This is a genomic window from Brevibacillus sp. JNUCC-41 (genome assembly GCF_014844095.1).
GTDB classification, from domain to species: Bacteria; Bacillota; Bacilli; order Bacillales; family DSM-1321; genus Peribacillus; species Peribacillus aracenensis.
In genome coordinates this window covers 1893590-1910203 of the sequence record NZ_CP062163.1, presented here as the reverse complement: position 1 = coordinate 1910203, position 16614 = coordinate 1893590, and the positions used below count along the sequence as shown (strand labels likewise).

Here is a 16614-nt window from a genome sequence, read left to right as displayed (position 1 = left end):
TATATAACTGCTTGGCGGCGTCCTACTCTCACAGGGGGAAACCCCCAACTACCATCGGCGCTGAAGAGCTTAACTGCCGTGTTCGGAATGGGAACGGGTGTGACCTCTTCGCTATCGCCACCAAACATAAAAGGAACGTTGTTCCTTCAAAACTAGATAATAAGAAGGTATTTCATTTTTTAAAAAGCGTTGGTTAAGTCCTCGATCTATTAGTATCAGTCAGCTCCACATGTCGCCACGCTTCCACCTCTGACCTATCAACCTGATCATCTTTCAGGGATCTTACTAGCTTGCGCCATGGGAAATCTCATCTTGAGGGGGGCTTCATGCTTAGATGCTTTCAGCACTTATCCCGTCCGCACGTAGCTACCCAGCTATGCCTTTGGCAAGACAACTGGTACACCAGCGGTGCGTCCATCCCGGTCCTCTCGTACTAAGGACAGCTCCTCTCAAATTTCCTGCGCCCGCGACGGATAGGGACCGAACTGTCTCACGACGTTCTGAACCCAGCTCGCGTACCGCTTTAATGGGCGAACAGCCCAACCCTTGGGACCGACTACAGCCCCAGGATGCGATGAGCCGACATCGAGGTGCCAAACCTCCCCGTCGATGTGGACTCTTGGGGGAGATAAGCCTGTTATCCCCGGGGTAGCTTTTATCCGTTGAGCGATGGCCCTTCCATGCGGAACCACCGGATCACTAAGCCCGACTTTCGTCCCTGCTCGACTTGTAGGTCTCGCAGTCAAGCTCCCTTGTGCCTTTACACTCTACGAATGATTTCCAACCATTCTGAGGGAACCTTTGGGCGCCTCCGTTACTCTTTAGGAGGCGACCGCCCCAGTCAAACTGCCCACCTGACACTGTCTCCCACCCCGATAAGGGGCGCGGGTTAGAATTTCAATACAGCCAGGGTAGTATCCCACCAACGCCTCCACCGAAGCTAGCGCTCCGGCTTCTCAGGCTCCTACCTATCCTGTACAAGCTGTACCAAAATTCAATATCAGGCTGCAGTAAAGCTCCACGGGGTCTTTCCGTCCTGTCGCGGGTAACCTGCATCTTCACAGGTACTATAATTTCACCGAGTCTCTCGTTGAGACAGTGCCCAGATCGTTACACCTTTCGTGCGGGTCGGAACTTACCCGACAAGGAATTTCGCTACCTTAGGACCGTTATAGTTACGGCCGCCGTTTACTGGGGCTTCGGTTCAAAGCTTCGCTTGCGCTAACCTCTCCCCTTAACCTTCCAGCACCGGGCAGGTGTCAGCCCCTATACTTCGCCTTGCGGCTTCGCAGAGACCTGTGTTTTTGCTAAACAGTCGCCTGGGCCTATTCACTGCGGCTTTTCTGGGCTATTCACCCTAAAAAGCACCCCTTCTCCCGAAGTTACGGGGTCATTTTGCCGAGTTCCTTAACGAGAGTTCTCTCGCACACCTTAGGATTCTCTCCTCGCCTACCTGTGTCGGTTTGCGGTACGGGCACCTTACATCTCACTAGAGGCTTTTCTTGGCAGCGTGGAATCAGGAACTTCGGTACTATATTTCCCTCGCCATCACAGCTCCGCCTTAATGGAAACGGGATTTGCCTCGTTTCCGGCCTAACTGCTTGGACGCGCATATCCAACAGCGCGCTTACCCTATCCTTCTGCGTCCCCCATCGTTCAAACGATGTATAGGTGGTACAGGAATATCAACCTGTTGTCCATCGCCTACGCCTTTCGGCCTCGGCTTAGGTCCCGACTAACCCTGAGCGGACGAGCCTTCCTCAGGAAACCTTAGGCATTCGGTGGAAGGGATTCTCACCCTTCTTTCGCTACTCATACCGGCATTCTCACTTCTAAGCGCTCCACCAGTCCTTCCGGTCTGACTTCAACGCCCTTAGAACGCTCTCCTACCACTGACACCCAATGGTGTCAATCCACAGCTTCGGTGATACGTTTAGCCCCGGTACATTTTCGGCGCGGAGTCACTCGACCAGTGAGCTATTACGCACTCTTTAAATGGTGGCTGCTTCTAAGCCAACATCCTGGTTGTCTAAGCAACTCCACATCCTTTTCCACTTAACGTATACTTTGGGACCTTAGCTGGTGGTCTGGGCTGTTTCCCTTTCGACTACGGATCTTATCACTCGCAGTCTGACTCCCAAGAATAAGTATTTGGCATTCGGAGTTTGACTGAATTCGGTAACCCGTTGGGGGCCCCTAGTCCAATCAGTGCTCTACCTCCAATACTCTCATCTTGAGGCTAGCCCTAAAGCTATTTCGGAGAGAACCAGCTATCTCCAGGTTCGATTGGAATTTCTCCGCTACCCACACCTCATCCCCGCACTTTTCAACGTGCGTGGGTTCGGGCCTCCATTCAGTGTTACCTGAACTTCACCCTGGACATGGGTAGATCACCTGGTTTCGGGTCTACGACCTCATACTCATTCGCCCTATTCAGACTCGCTTTCGCTGCGGCTCCGTCTCATCAACTTAACCTCGCATGAAATCGTAACTCGCCGGTTCATTCTACAAAAGGCACGCCATTACCCATTAACGGGCTTTGACTACTTGTAGGCACACGGTTTCAGGATCTATTTCACTCCCCTTCCGGGGTGCTTTTCACCTTTCCCTCACGGTACTGGTTCACTATCGGTCACTAGGGAGTATTTAGCCTTGGGAGATGGTCCTCCCTGCTTCCGACGGGATTTCTCGTGTCCCGCCGTACTCAGGATCCACTCAGGAGGGAACGAAGTTTCAACTACAGGGTTTTTACCTTCTTCGACGGACCTTTCCAGGTCGCTTCATTTACCCCGTTCCTTTGTAACTCCATGTTGAGTGTCCTACAACCCCAAGAGGCAAGCCTCTTGGTTTGGGCTAATTCCGTTTCGCTCGCCGCTACTCAGGAAATCGCGTTTGCTTTCTCTTCCTCCGGGTACTTAGATGTTTCAGTTCCCCGGGTCTGCCTTCAGTACCCTATGTATTCAGGTAAAGATACTGTTCCATTACGAACAGTGGGTTTCCCCATTCGGAAATCTCCGGATCAAAGCTTACTTACAGCTCCCCGAAGCATATCGGTGTTAGTCCCGTCCTTCATCGGCTCCTAGTGCCAAGGCATCCACCGTGCGCCCTTTCTAACTTAACCGTTAAAAAAGATCTTACAGATGCTTTGAAAAAAATTAATTGCCTTCTATCTATTATCTAGTTTTCAAAGAACAATGCAGAAAGAATGACATCACATCGTGATGCTTGTCTTTCCTATTTGAATGAATTACTCATTCAAAACTGAACAAAACAAAAGCGCTCTCGTAATTATCCTTAGAAAGGAGGTGATCCAGCCGCACCTTCCGATACGGCTACCTTGTTACGACTTCACCCCAATCATCTGTCCCACCTTAGGCGGCTGGCTCCATAAAGGTTACCTCACCGACTTCGGGTGTTACAAACTCTCGTGGTGTGACGGGCGGTGTGTACAAGGCCCGGGAACGTATTCACCGCGGCATGCTGATCCGCGATTACTAGCGATTCCGGCTTCATGCAGGCGAGTTGCAGCCTGCAATCCGAACTGAGAATGGCTTTATGGGATTCGCTTACCTTCGCAGGTTTGCAGCCCTTTGTACCATCCATTGTAGCACGTGTGTAGCCCAGGTCATAAGGGGCATGATGATTTGACGTCATCCCCACCTTCCTCCGGTTTGTCACCGGCAGTCACCTTAGAGTGCCCAACTGAATGCTGGCAACTAAGATCAAGGGTTGCGCTCGTTGCGGGACTTAACCCAACATCTCACGACACGAGCTGACGACAACCATGCACCACCTGTCACTCTGTCCCCCGAAGGGGAAAGCCCTATCTCTAGGGTTGTCAGAGGATGTCAAGACCTGGTAAGGTTCTTCGCGTTGCTTCGAATTAAACCACATGCTCCACCGCTTGTGCGGGCCCCCGTCAATTCCTTTGAGTTTCAGCCTTGCGGCCGTACTCCCCAGGCGGAGTGCTTAATGCGTTAGCTGCAGCACTAAAGGGCGGAAACCCTCTAACACTTAGCACTCATCGTTTACGGCGTGGACTACCAGGGTATCTAATCCTGTTTGCTCCCCACGCTTTCGCGCCTCAGTGTCAGTTACAGACCAGAAAGTCGCCTTCGCCACTGGTGTTCCTCCAAATCTCTACGCATTTCACCGCTACACTTGGAATTCCACTTTCCTCTTCTGCACTCAAGTCCCCCAGTTTCCAATGACCCTCCACGGTTGAGCCGTGGGCTTTCACATCAGACTTAAGGAACCACCTGCGCGCGCTTTACGCCCAATAATTCCGGACAACGCTTGCCACCTACGTATTACCGCGGCTGCTGGCACGTAGTTAGCCGTGGCTTTCTGGTTAGGTACCGTCAAGGTACCAGCAGTTACTCTGGTACTTGTTCTTCCCTAACAACAGAACTTTACGACCCGAAGGCCTTCTTCGTTCACGCGGCGTTGCTCCGTCAGACTTTCGTCCATTGCGGAAGATTCCCTACTGCTGCCTCCCGTAGGAGTCTGGGCCGTGTCTCAGTCCCAGTGTGGCCGATCACCCTCTCAGGTCGGCTACGCATCGTCGCCTTGGTGAGCCATTACCTCACCAACTAGCTAATGCGCCGCGGGCCCATCTATAAGTGACAGCGTAAACCGTCTTTCCATCTTCTCTCATGCGAGAAAAGAACGTATCCGGTATTAGCTCCGGTTTCCCGAAGTTATCCCAGTCTTATAGGCAGGTTGCCCACGTGTTACTCACCCGTCCGCCGCTAATCTCAGGGAGCAAGCTCCCGTCGATTCGCTCGACTTGCATGTATTAGGCACGCCGCCAGCGTTCGTCCTGAGCCAGGATCAAACTCTCCGAAGAAATGTTTGACTTGCTCATTTGCTTTTTTGATAGTGTGTGCTCACTTAAAATTTAACGTTGGCGCTTTGTTTTGTTCAGTTTTCAAAGAGCAATATCTTTCGAAACAACTTATTTATAATAACATTTTCATTACCGTGAGTCAACAACTTTTTTAAAACTTTTTAAAAGTTTGTAATCTGTTTGCAACTCGTTCGTAACGACAGATATAAATATAACACCATTACGTTAACTGCGCAATACTTTTTTAAAAGTTTTTTTGAGATAATGTTGTTTTTCTTTCAAGCCCTCGAATCCATTCTATTGAAAGACATGAAATTATAATAAAAAAACAAAAACCGAATGGGACATACCAGGATCATGAGCTACGCCCAATGATCCCAGTCATCCGGATTCGGCCTGCAATCAATATTCATTTTGGTTATATTAGCGATGTCTCATCAACGGGAATAACAGGACGTCACGTATAGACGGAGAATTGGTCAATAGCATAACCAAACGGTCAACACCAATTCCAAGTCCGCCAGTTGGTGGCATTCCATATTCTAACGCCTCCAAGAAATCTTCATCCATTTCATGGGCCTCATCATTACCTTGCTCCCGCTCTTTTAATTGAGCTTCAAAGCGTTGACGTTGATCAATAGGATCATTTAGCTCCGTGAAGGCATTTGCATGCTCCCTACCTACAATGAATAACTCAAAACGATCTGTGAAACGGGAATCTTCCGGATTTTTCTTTGCCAAAGGAGAGATTTCCACCGGATGGCCATAGATGAATGTAGGCTGAATCAACTTATCTTCTACCTTCTGTTCAAAGAATTCATTTACGATATGGCCGAACTCCATGGATTCCTTAACTTCAATCCCATTTTCTTTAGCAAGCTGCTGGGCTTCTTCTTTACTCATTTGAGTCCAGAAGTCCACACCAGTATATTCTTTTACAGCATCAACCATGTGAAGTCGTTTCCATTCCGGCTTTAACTCTATCTCATACTCCCCATACTGGATGGTAGTTGTCCCAAGAACTTCTTGAGCGATATGGGCAATAAGGTTTTCCGTTAAACTCATGATATCTTGGTAATCCGCATATGCCTCATATAATTCGATCAATGTGAATTCAGGATTGTGTCTTGTAGATACTCCTTCATTTCTGAAAACCCGGCCAATTTCATAAACTTTCTCCAATCCGCCGACGATTAAGCGTTTTAGATGAAGTTCGATGGCAATCCTTAAATTCAAAGGCATATCCAAGGCATTATGGTGAGTAAGGAAAGGGCGTGCTGCAGCTCCACCAGCAACAGAGTGCAGTAGAGGCGTCTCCACTTCAAGGTATCCATGATCATCCAAATACCGTCTCATGGCTTGTACAATACGACTGCGCATGATCAATGTGTTTTTGCTTTCCTCATTTGTAATTAAATCGACATAACGCTTCCGATAACGCTCTTCAACATCCTTTAGGCCATGAAATTTATCAGGCAACGGACGAAGCGCTTTAGCAAGGAACACATATTCTTTAGCTTTAATGGAAAGTTCCCCGACTTTCGTTTTGAAAATAACGCCAGTTACCCCTACGATATCGCCAAGATCCGTTTGGTTGAAAATTTGGTAAGAATCTTCTCCTATGTTATCTAAACGGACGTAGATTTGGATTTGGCCGCTAATATCCTGGATATGGGCAAATCCCGCTTTCCCTTTTCCACGCTTCGTCATGACACGGCCAGCGATCGTAACTTCAATTTCTTTTTCTTCAAGATCTTCTTTTTCTAATTCACCATAAGCACTGACTATCTCCTCAGTGTTATGTGTGCGCTCGAATCTGCTCCCGAAAGGGTCTTGTCCATTATCCATCATGGCCTGCATTTTATCGCGCCTTACCTGCAGTTGGTCATTCAATTCTTCATGACTCACGAAAATCATCTCCATCTTTATTAATAAATGCAATTATATAATTAATCAGAAATTCTTTTGCATACATATTTATTCTTACATAAAGTAAAGGAATTCAACAGCTTTTTATCTTAAAACATCGTTTATATACATATAAAAACTGCCAGGATTACTGGCAGTTTAAGATAAGCGTATTATAGGAAAATAGGAAGGTAATGTCAAACATCAGACCATTTGGATATTTTGTTGCTTCGCTTCAATTTCATCAACAAGTCCATATAGAAGGCTAACAACATCGTCCCTTGTTTCACAAACATTAATCCCTTTACGAGCCATAGCATTCCCTTTTACACCTTTTAAATACCAAGAAGCATGCTTGCGCATTTCACGAACAGCGACATTTTCATTTTTCAACGCGATTAGACGATCCATATGAAGCACGCAAACTTCCATCTTTTCACGAACAGAAGGTTCATCCATCAGTTGACCAGTTTCCAGATATTTCACAGTCCTGTAAATCATCCACGGGTTACCTAGAGCTGCACGACCGATCATGACTCCATCAACACCCGTTTCCTTGAGCATTCTTTCCGCATCCTGTGGAGTTTCCACATCGCCGTTACCGATAAGTGGAATATTAATTGATTTCTTCACTTCACGGATGATGTCCCAGTTAGCTTTTCCTTCATACAATTGAACTCGTGTTCTGCCATGCATGGAAACAGCTTTACCACCCGCGCGTTCAACAGCCTGGGCATTTTGAATCGCAAAAACGTGCTCATCATCCCAGCCTATGCGCATTTTCACCGTTACCGGCTTTTCAACAGCATCAACCACCGCTGAAACCATCTCATAAATTTTGTTTGGATCAAGAAGCCACTTTGCACCCGCATCACATTTAGTGATTTTAGGGACAGGGCAGCCCATGTTGATATCAATGATGTCAGCATTTGTATTTTTATCTACAAATTGTGCTGCTTCGACCAAAGATTTCTTTTCACCGCCAAAGATTTGCAGACTTAACGGCTTTTCTCTTTCATCTATATAAAGCATATTCATCGTTCTAGCATTTTGTAAAACGATTCCCTTGTCACTGACCATCTCCGCACAAACAAGGCCAGCACCAAATTCCTTGACGGTCAAGCGGAATGCCGAGTTACAGACTCCCGCCATCGGTGCTAGCACTACCGGATTCTTCATTTCTATATTGCCTATTTTTAACACGGTGTGCCTCCTATAACATTCTTTCATTTATCCTCTGGTGGCTGAAGCTCCTCAATGGAAACATGAAGAATTTCCGCCACTTCCAGTAAAAATGCTTCTGAAGGGCTGCGGTTCCCTCGTTCGACTTCTCCCAACAAGGAAACAGAAACGCCTATTTCTTTCGCAAATCCCTCCTGGGTATAACCCTTTAACTTTCGAAAAGCGCGAATACGCCTTCCCCATTTTTCACCTTCCATAATCGAACTCCTTCTTTATCCGAAATCTGTTCAAGCAGGTCGCTCAAAGGTGCATACATTTGCGGAAGTGATATATCAGGGTCCACTTCCATTAAAGGCACGATAACAAAAGCCCTCTCGTGCATACGAGGGTGCGGGACTGAAAGAATCTCTGTCTCAATATTTTCATGATTATATAACAAAATGTCAAGGTCTAAAGTACGGGGACCCCACCTAATTTCCCTTTTTCTCCCTAATTCTTGTTCAATTTTCATACAAGCATGAAGTAATTTTTCCGGTTCTAAATCGGTTTTCACTTTTAGGACAGCATTTAAAAAACAGTCCTGATCTTCATATCCTATCGGGTCTGTTTCGTATAAAGAAGAGCAGGCCACCAACTTGATATGCGGATTTTCAGACAGTAACTGGAAAGCCCTTTGGAATGTTTCAAGGCGATCCCCTAAGTTCGAACCTATTGAAAGGTAAGCAATATTTACCACAATCAGCGTCCCCTTACAATCTCTATAGCAACCGAGTCATAATGACCTGCTATTGGAGGATCTGGTTTATAAACCTTCACGGTGCATTTCTCGATGGAAGAATATTTAATAAGTAGTTCAGAGGCAATTTTTTCAGCAACAGCCTCCACTAACTTAAAAGGTACTCCCTCGACAACACTTTTACACACTTCATATAACTCACCATAGTTGATGGAGTCTTCAAGGTTGTCACTCTTCCCAGCCTTGGCTAAATCAGTCTGGACAATCAAATCCACCTTAAACCGCTGGCCAAGCTTCGTTTCTTCCGGAAAAACTCCATGATAACCGTAAAACTCCATTTTATTCACATATATCTTATCCATTTCATTCACCTTTTCCTAATAAAGCATCCATCATCTTTGCAGTACGTGCCATTTCCTTCACATCATGTACACGAACCATTTGACAGCCTTGTTGAATGCCATGGCAGATCGTGGCGGCTGTTCCTTCCATCCGCTCATCAGGCGGCAGGTCCAGAACATGTCCAATCATGGACTTCCTTGATGTTGCTAGCAGTACAGGATAACCTAAAGATACCAGCTTATCAAGATTCCTCATCATTTCCAAATTTAAATTTAAATCTTTCGCAAAGCCGATTCCCGGATCGAGAATGATGTTTTCATCCTTGACTCCCGCATCCTTAACCAACATGATACTTTCGAATAAATCCTGAAGTACATCCCGCACAAAATGTCCATAACTCATATTATCCCTGTTATGCATCAAGATAATAGGCACCTTATATTCCGCAGCAACCTTTGACATCAAGGAATCAGCCTTACCTCCCCAAATGTCATTTAATATATGGGCCCCTGCTTTTACAGCCGCTTCGGCTACTCTTGATTTATACGTATCGACTGATATTGGTACCTCAATATTACGGGATATGGCTTCAATAATCGGAGCGACTCTCTCTATTTCCTCTTCATCCGATATCCTCTCATAGTTAGGACGGGTGGACTCCCCGCCTACATCCAATAAATCAGCTCCGTCGTTAACCATCCGTTCGGCATGCTTCAAAGCGGCATCTATCCGATTATATTTCCCGCCATCCGAAAAGGAGTCCGGCGTAACATTCAAAATACCCATAATTAAGGTTCTATTACTGTAATCCAAATCTAATGAACCGCATTTTATTTTTGACGCTCCAGCTAATGACATCCAACGTTCTCCTTCGCCTAAAGAAATCTATATATATGAGTTTACCCATTTACATAGGCATAGTGCAAGTTCCATGAAGATTTGGGAAGCTTCTGCAGACTTTACTACAAAAAGAAAAGCAAAGCCCCTAAGGAAGGAACTTCGCTTCTAATTTTAGTGTCTTGTCTTACTCAAAGTTATATAATGGCGTACTTAAGTAGCGTTCACCATTACTTGGTATGATAGCTAGTACCTTTTTGCCTTTTCCCAGCTTGTCAGCCACTTTAATGGCAGCTGCAATTGCGCCACCAGAAGAAATTCCACCAAGGATTCCTTCCTCTTTAGCCGCACGGCGGGCATAATCAAACGATTCCTCTGTATTGACTTGAATGATTTCGTCATAGAGATCAGTGTTCAAAATACTTGGGACGAAGCCCGCACCGATTCCTTGGATTTTATGAGGTCCTGGAGCCCCACCCGATAATACCGGAGAGTCCGCAGGCTCAACAGCGTAAATCTTAATGTCAGGGTATTTTTCACGCAGGACTTCACCAGCACCTGTTATCGTTCCGCCAGTACCGATTCCGGCAACGAATGCATCCAGACCTTCATCACCAAAGGCTTCAACGATTTCAGGTCCTGTAGTGTTCCGATGAACTTCAGGGTTGGCTACATTCTCGAATTGCTGTGGAATGAAGTAACCTTTTTCTTTAGACAGCTCAGTCGCCTTTGCAATTGCACCCTTCATTCCTTCAGGTCCAGGAGTAAGAACTAATTCTGCACCATAAGCACGAAGCAAGTTACGGCGTTCCAAACTCATCGTCTCCGGCATAACCAGAATCGATTTATAGCCCTTTGCCGCAGCTACCATTGCAAGTCCTATTCCAGTGTTTCCGCTTGTAGGTTCAATGATCGTATCACCTGGCTTGAGGGTACCATTTTTTTCTGCCGCTTCGATCATCGCAAGGGCGATACGGTCTTTTACACTACTGCCTGGGTTAAAATACTCAAGTTTCAGATAGATATCTGCACTGTTTTCATTTTGAAGCTTGTTTAACTTCACAATAGGTGTTTGTCCAATTAAATCGATTACAGAATTAGCTATACGTGCCATTTTCTCCACTCCTTATCATTTCAATACCGAGTATGTTTATTGGTTTTATAAATTTAAAGTTACCAGTTTTTATAGTTCATTGTCAATGATTATATACTATATTCTAAATTTTCTCACACAACCATAGACCTACTTTTGTTCTTTCAATCCATAAAACCATTCTACATCAAATTCGTCCCAGAAAATTTTCCCTGAGACCGGTGCCTGAATCTGTTCAAGAGCTATTTGGCGGTGAATCTTGTCTTTAACCTCATCATATTCATACTGCTTGCCCTCTATTCTTTCATGCAGATAGATAATGGCCCAGCCTTCTTCCGTTTGAATCGGATCACTCCACTTTTTCACCTTCAAATTCTCGGCAGCAGTAATGTATTCCTTGGAGACTTTCTCGTTATCCTGGGATATATAACCCATGTCGCCTCCTTGGTTGGCAGTGAATTCATCAAGGGATTTTTCCATCGCTAAGACATCAAAGGGGACGCCCTTCTCCAGTTCACGTACGATTTGGTCCGCTTGCTTTTTTGTAGACGAGGTAATATGGGATATATGGAAAGCTGTAGGGATTCTGTAGATATCCTTATTATTATCATAATGATTCCGCATTGCCGTTTCGGAGACCGAAACGTCCTTGGTTAGGAGCTTCTCGAGGAGGAGACTCGATTGAATTTCCTGCCTCAGTTGATCGTTACTTTTATTAAGGTTCTGTCCGGCAGTCCCATACATCGTTTTCATCATTTTAAGTTCCCGATCAAGCTCTTCATCCGAAATTTTCACTTTATATTTTTCAGCTGCCTGTTTCACGACCTCTTTATCGACCATTTCCTCAAGTACATCTTCCCCATATCTTTTTTCGAGCTCATTAATCCATGCGTCCCGGGAAATATCCTTAGATCCAACCTTTGCGGCCGTTTCTTCCCCGATGACGGATTTTGAAATGATTAGTGGTTTTATGACAAAGATAATGATAGTCAATAGGTTCAACAAGGCAAGGGCAGCAATAATCGCCCGAAGCTTTTGTTTTGGCAAACCCTTATCCCCCGTATATTAATTTTTGGTTTCTGCTTCTAGTTCCTCGAGATCTTCCTTCGAGAATTGGTAGGTCTGATTACAAAAATGACAATGTGCCTCCGCTTGTCCCTCTGTATCAATGATATCCCTAATCTCAGCTTGCCCTAGGCTAATCAAAGCATTTGCAATTCTTTCCTTAGAACATTGACAGGAGAATTGGACATCCATTTTTTCTAGTATATTCACATTGCCCTCACCTAAAATTTCGGTTAGGATTTCTTCAGGAGTCATCCCGCTTTGAATCATCTTAGAAACAGGAGTTATCGTGCTTAGTCGATTTTCAATTTTCGAAATCGTATCTTCCGATGTACCCGGCATCAACTGGATGATGAATCCACCCGCTGCAAGGATTGAATTATCCGGATTCACCAGGACCCCAACCCCCACAGATGAAGGCACCTGTTCGGAAGTAACAAAGTAATATGTGAAATCTTCACCTAATTCTCCCGATACAAGCGGTACCTGACCTGAAAAGTAATCACGAAGACCGATATCTTTTACAACAGTCAACAATCCATCGGTACCCACCGCTTTCCTTACATCAAGCTTTCCTTGCTCATTCAAATCAAAATGGGTTTGCGGGTGAGTGACATATCCGCGGACTTCTCCCTTTGCATTGCTGTCGACCAGTATGGAACCGATCGGTCCTCCGCCCTCGATTTTAATCGTCAGCTTTTCTTCACCTTTTAACATTCCGCCCATCATGACACCTGCCGTCATCGCCCGTCCAAGGGCAGCTGAAGCAGTAGGCCATGTATAATGGCGCCGCTGAGCTTCTCCTACCGTGTCTGTTGTTGAAACAGCATATGCCCGAACCTGTCCCTCATAACCTAGCGCCTTTATTAGATAATCTTTCATTTATTTTTGCTCCTTTCATACTTTGTGTTACTTCTTCACTTGCTCACGATTACGTTTATAAATCAACTGCAGCCCCTTCAAGGTCAAAAATGGCTCCACTACGTCAATCACAGTAGACTCATTGGCAATTAAGGTAGCCAATCCACCAGTTGCTATTACCGTTGGTTCTAGATTACTTTGCTCCTTAATTCGATTAACGATTCCTTCTACCTGTCCAACATACCCATACAAAATGCCAGCCTGCATCGCGGACACCGTATTTTTCCCAATAATCCCTTCTGGCCGGCTGATTTCTATTCTTGGAAGTTTGGCTGCCTTTGAATAAAGTGCTTCAGTAGAAATATTTATACCCGGGGCAATGGCTCCGCCCATGTATTGTTTATCCTCATTTATATAGCAATATGTAGTTGCCGTGCCAAAGTCCACGATAATGAGAGGGCTTCCATATTCCTGAATGCCTGCAACAGCATTAACGATCCTGTCCGCACCCACCTCACGCGGATTTTCGTATTTAATATTCAATCCAGTTTTTATTCCAGGTCCAACTATAAGCGGTTTAATGCCAAAGTATTTTTTGCACATTCGTTCAAGCGCAAACATAATTGGCGGAACTACCGAAGAAATGATGATTCCATCAAATTGATCAAACGAAAGACCTTCATGTTGCAGCAAAGACTTTATGACCATTCCATACTCATCTTCTGTCTTGTGACGGTTAGTCTCAATTCGCCAATGATATTTTAAAATATCTTCATCGTATACGCCTAGTACAGTATTCGTATTCCCAACATCCAATACAAAAATCATCGTTTCATCACTCCGGTAAATTATTCTCCAACATCATACCACACTGTTATTTACCACGCTATTAGTCGCACTTTTCGAAAGGTAACCCAGAAACTTCATCATAATTAATTCAAGAGTGAAGAAAAGGGTATTTCCGAGGCGGAAATACCCTTTTGAATTCAGTCAACTTAAGACTTTTTATTGTCATCTTCGTTCGGGAAGGAAAGCGGCTGGTCTTGAGGCGCACCTTCTTTGATTGGAGGAGTATTCAATCCTTCCTCCGTTATTTCAAGGTCCTCAGGTCCTCTCTTATCCAATGGATCTAATAAGGCCTCTTTTTCTTCCTTCTTCGTATTGATGTTCACCTTGACATTCTCATCAGTTGTTAAATTCCCATTGAGGGCTGTATAATCCCGTTCTGGCAATTTACCATTATGGAATAAACCTTTGATCTGTTCAGCATCAAGTGTTTCCACTTCAAGCAAGGTTTTTGCGACCAAATCAAGTTTTTCACGATTTTCAGTAAGAATCGTCTTACATCTTTCGTAAGCTTCCTTGATGATACGTTGAATTTCAAGATCAATTTCATATGCTATTGCATCTGAATAGTTTTGATCATTGTTGAAATCTCGGCCTAGGAAAACCTGACCTTGTGAATTACCGAATTGAAGTGGTCCGAGTTTACTCATGCCATATTCCATGACCATGCTCCTAGCTATGCCCGTTGCACGTTGGAAATCGTTATGGGCACCGGTACTCACTTCTCCGAATGTGACCTCTTCGGCTACACGACCACCCAATAGCCCTACGATTTTATCTTTAAGCTCAGGTTCCGTCATGAAGAAACGATCCTCTTTCGGCAGCATAACTGCATAACCGCCAGCTTGACCACGAGGGACAATCGTAACCTTATGAACGACTTCGGCATCATCCAGAACCAATCCAATAATGGTATGGCCTGCTTCATGCCACGCTACGATATTTCTTTCCTTTTTGGAAATGACACGGTTTTTCTTGGCAGGTCCAGCGATAACGCGATCGGAAGCTTCATCCAAATCGGACATGTCGATCTTCTTCTTATCTTGACGGGCAGCTACAAGCGCAGCTTCATTCAGTAAGTTTTCAAGATCAGCACCAGAAAATCCTGGAGTACGCTGAGCGATCGCTTTCAAATCGACTGTTTCTGCTAATGGTTTATTGCGTGCATGCACTTTCAGAACTTCTTCACGGCCCTTAACATCAGGGCGGCCCACCGTTATTTGACGGTCAAAACGTCCTGGACGGAGTAATGCCGGATCCAATACATCAGCACGGTTAGTCGCAGCGATGATTATGATTCCTTCATTGCCACCGAAACCATCCATTTCCACCAGAAGTTGGTTCAATGTCTGTTCGCGTTCATCGTGACCGCCGCCAAGACCTGCGCCACGTTGACGTCCGACTGCATCAATTTCATCGATAAAGATGATACATGGTGCATTCTTCTTAGCATTTTCAAACAAATCACGAACACGGGATGCACCGACACCCACAAACATTTCAACAAAATCAGAACCACTGATTGAGAAGAAAGGAGTTCCGGCTTCACCAGCCACTGCTCGTGCAAGTAAAGTTTTACCTGTACCAGGAGGCCCTACTAAAAGTACCCCTTTAGGAATACGGGCTCCAAGCTCGGCAAATTTTCGAGGATCTTTCAAGAATTCAACAACCTCGACAAGTTCCTGCTTTTCTTCGTCCGCCCCGGCAACATCGTTGAAGCGTACTTTTTTCTTATCATCATTATACAATTTCGCCTTACTTTTCCCGAAGTTCATGACACGGCCACCACCGCCGCCCTGAGCTTGGTTAAGTAAAAAGAAGAAGAGAATAAAAATGATTACAAATGGAATGATGGAAGTGAAAAATGTCACCCAGCCACTTGTTTTTTCTGGAGGTTCAACAGTGATGATGTCCTTATCCAACTTGGTTACGGCATCATTGATTCTGCTTTGAGAATATTCACTGAAAGGCACGTACGTCACAAAGAATTTATTTTCCTCATAACCTTTGAGCTTTCCTGTGATTTCAAATACACTGCTTTCGGGCTGCATCGTCAGTGCAGTAACATCCCCATTCTCCAAATGCTTATAGAATTCATCTTGGGTCATTTTCTCCGTTGGTTCATTGTTATTATTAAAAATGCTTACAATCCCAATGATGACCAAAAAGATCAGTAAATAAAATATGGTATTACGGAAGATCCGATTCATCCCTTACCTCCTCCCACGGGTAAACAAACTATAGTAAATACTATCATACAAAATTAATGAATTACAATAATTTAACACCGCTGTTTTTATCTGGTCTTCTCTTTCAAACAAGTACGATTAATTCGAGTAAATTTCAGGCTTCAATATGCCAATATACGGGAGATTACGATACTTTTCCGCAAAATCAAGACCATATCCGACAACAAATGCATCCGGAACGATGAACCCGGCATAATCCGGAGTGATATCCGCTTTCCTGCCTGTTGGTTTATCCAATAATGTAACGATTTTAATTGATTTTGCTTTTCGATAACGGAAAAGTTCCGCAAGATAGCTAAGAGTCAAACCGCTGTCGATAATATCTTCAATGATTAAAATATCCCGGCCTTCAACCGATGTATCAAGATCTTTGATGATTTTCACTTCACCGGAAGATACAGTGGAGTTACCATAGCTTGAAACATCCATAAAGTCCATTTCAAGATGTGTATCCACACGTTTCAGTAGATCTGACATAAATGGCATGGCGCCTTTCAGCACTCCGATGGCCAACGGGAACTTACCTTGGTAATCATCTTCAAGCTGCGCACCCAATTCCCTGATTTTTTTTTGAAGTTCTTCCTCTGATATTAAAACCTTTTCAATGTCGTTTTGCATGGTCATTGTAATTTATTGCCCCCCAAGA

12 protein-coding genes and 3 rRNA genes are annotated in these 16614 nt (G+C 44.7%); all 15 read right to left on the bottom strand.

All coding sequences use genetic code 11. The features are described 5' to 3' along the window. Positions 1–9 precede the first annotated feature (9 nt). Positions 10–125, bottom strand: a 5S ribosomal RNA gene (gene rrf, locus JNUCC41_RS09440). 64 nt (positions 126–189) lie between these two features. Then, positions 190–3121, bottom strand: a 23S ribosomal RNA gene (locus JNUCC41_RS09435). A 177-nt stretch (positions 3122–3298) separates the two neighbouring features. Beyond that, positions 3299–4849: ribosomal RNA gene (locus JNUCC41_RS09430) — 16S ribosomal RNA — on the bottom strand. The 16S, 23S and 5S rRNA genes sit together here, the layout of an rRNA operon. A gap of 423 nt (positions 4850–5272) precedes the next feature. After that, on the bottom strand, positions 5273–6772 hold the full coding sequence (gene lysS, locus JNUCC41_RS09425; protein WP_192208113.1) for a lysine--tRNA ligase: 1500 nt from the start codon (positions 6770–6772) through the stop codon (positions 5273–5275). Between the two features lie 189 nt (positions 6773–6961). Further along, entirely contained in the window at positions 6962–7960 is a 999-nt protein-coding gene (gene dusB / locus JNUCC41_RS09420; protein WP_192207425.1) for a tRNA dihydrouridine synthase DusB, read from the bottom strand. 23 nt (positions 7961–7983) lie between these two features. Continuing rightward, complete coding sequence (locus tag JNUCC41_RS09415; RefSeq protein ID WP_192207424.1) at positions 7984–8196, bottom strand: helix-turn-helix domain-containing protein; 213 nt, start codon at positions 8194–8196, stop codon at positions 7984–7986. After that, positions 8148–8675 (bottom strand): 2-amino-4-hydroxy-6-hydroxymethyldihydropteridine diphosphokinase, encoded by a 528-nt coding sequence (folK, locus tag JNUCC41_RS09410; RefSeq protein ID WP_192207423.1) that lies wholly within the window; start codon positions 8673–8675, stop codon positions 8148–8150. Before folK ends, JNUCC41_RS09415 begins: the two co-directional genes overlap by 49 nt. Before the next feature lie 2 nt (positions 8676–8677). Further along, on the bottom strand, positions 8678–9037 hold the full coding sequence (folB, locus tag JNUCC41_RS09405) for a dihydroneopterin aldolase (RefSeq protein ID WP_192207422.1): 360 nt from the start codon (positions 9035–9037) through the stop codon (positions 8678–8680). A 1-nt stretch (position 9038) separates the two neighbouring features. Beyond that, on the bottom strand, positions 9039–9875 hold the full coding sequence (gene folP / locus JNUCC41_RS09400) for a dihydropteroate synthase (RefSeq protein WP_192207421.1): 837 nt from the start codon (positions 9873–9875) through the stop codon (positions 9039–9041). Positions 9876–10041: 166 nt separating this feature from the next. Then, positions 10042–10968, bottom strand: coding sequence for a cysteine synthase A (gene cysK / locus JNUCC41_RS09395; protein WP_192207420.1), 927 nt, complete (start codon positions 10966–10968; stop codon positions 10042–10044). A gap of 129 nt (positions 10969–11097) precedes the next feature. Continuing rightward, positions 11098–11994, bottom strand: coding sequence for a peptidyl-prolyl cis-trans isomerase (locus JNUCC41_RS09390; RefSeq protein WP_192207419.1), 897 nt, complete (start codon positions 11992–11994; stop codon positions 11098–11100). An 18-nt stretch (positions 11995–12012) separates the two neighbouring features. Next, on the bottom strand, positions 12013–12894 hold the full coding sequence (gene hslO, locus JNUCC41_RS09385; RefSeq protein WP_192207418.1) for an Hsp33 family molecular chaperone HslO: 882 nt from the start codon (positions 12892–12894) through the stop codon (positions 12013–12015). Between the two features lie 27 nt (positions 12895–12921). Further along, complete coding sequence (locus JNUCC41_RS09380) at positions 12922–13701, bottom strand: type III pantothenate kinase (protein ID WP_098372673.1); 780 nt, start codon at positions 13699–13701, stop codon at positions 12922–12924. A 167-nt stretch (positions 13702–13868) separates the two neighbouring features. Beyond that, positions 13869–15929: an ATP-dependent zinc metalloprotease FtsH gene (ftsH, locus tag JNUCC41_RS09375; RefSeq protein ID WP_192207417.1), complete on the bottom strand. Its 2061-nt coding sequence runs from the start codon at positions 15927–15929 to the stop codon at positions 13869–13871. Between the two features lie 117 nt (positions 15930–16046). Next, on the bottom strand, positions 16047–16586 hold the full coding sequence (gene hpt / locus JNUCC41_RS09370) for a hypoxanthine phosphoribosyltransferase (RefSeq protein WP_192208112.1): 540 nt from the start codon (positions 16584–16586) through the stop codon (positions 16047–16049). Between the last annotated feature and the right edge of the window lie 28 nt (positions 16587–16614).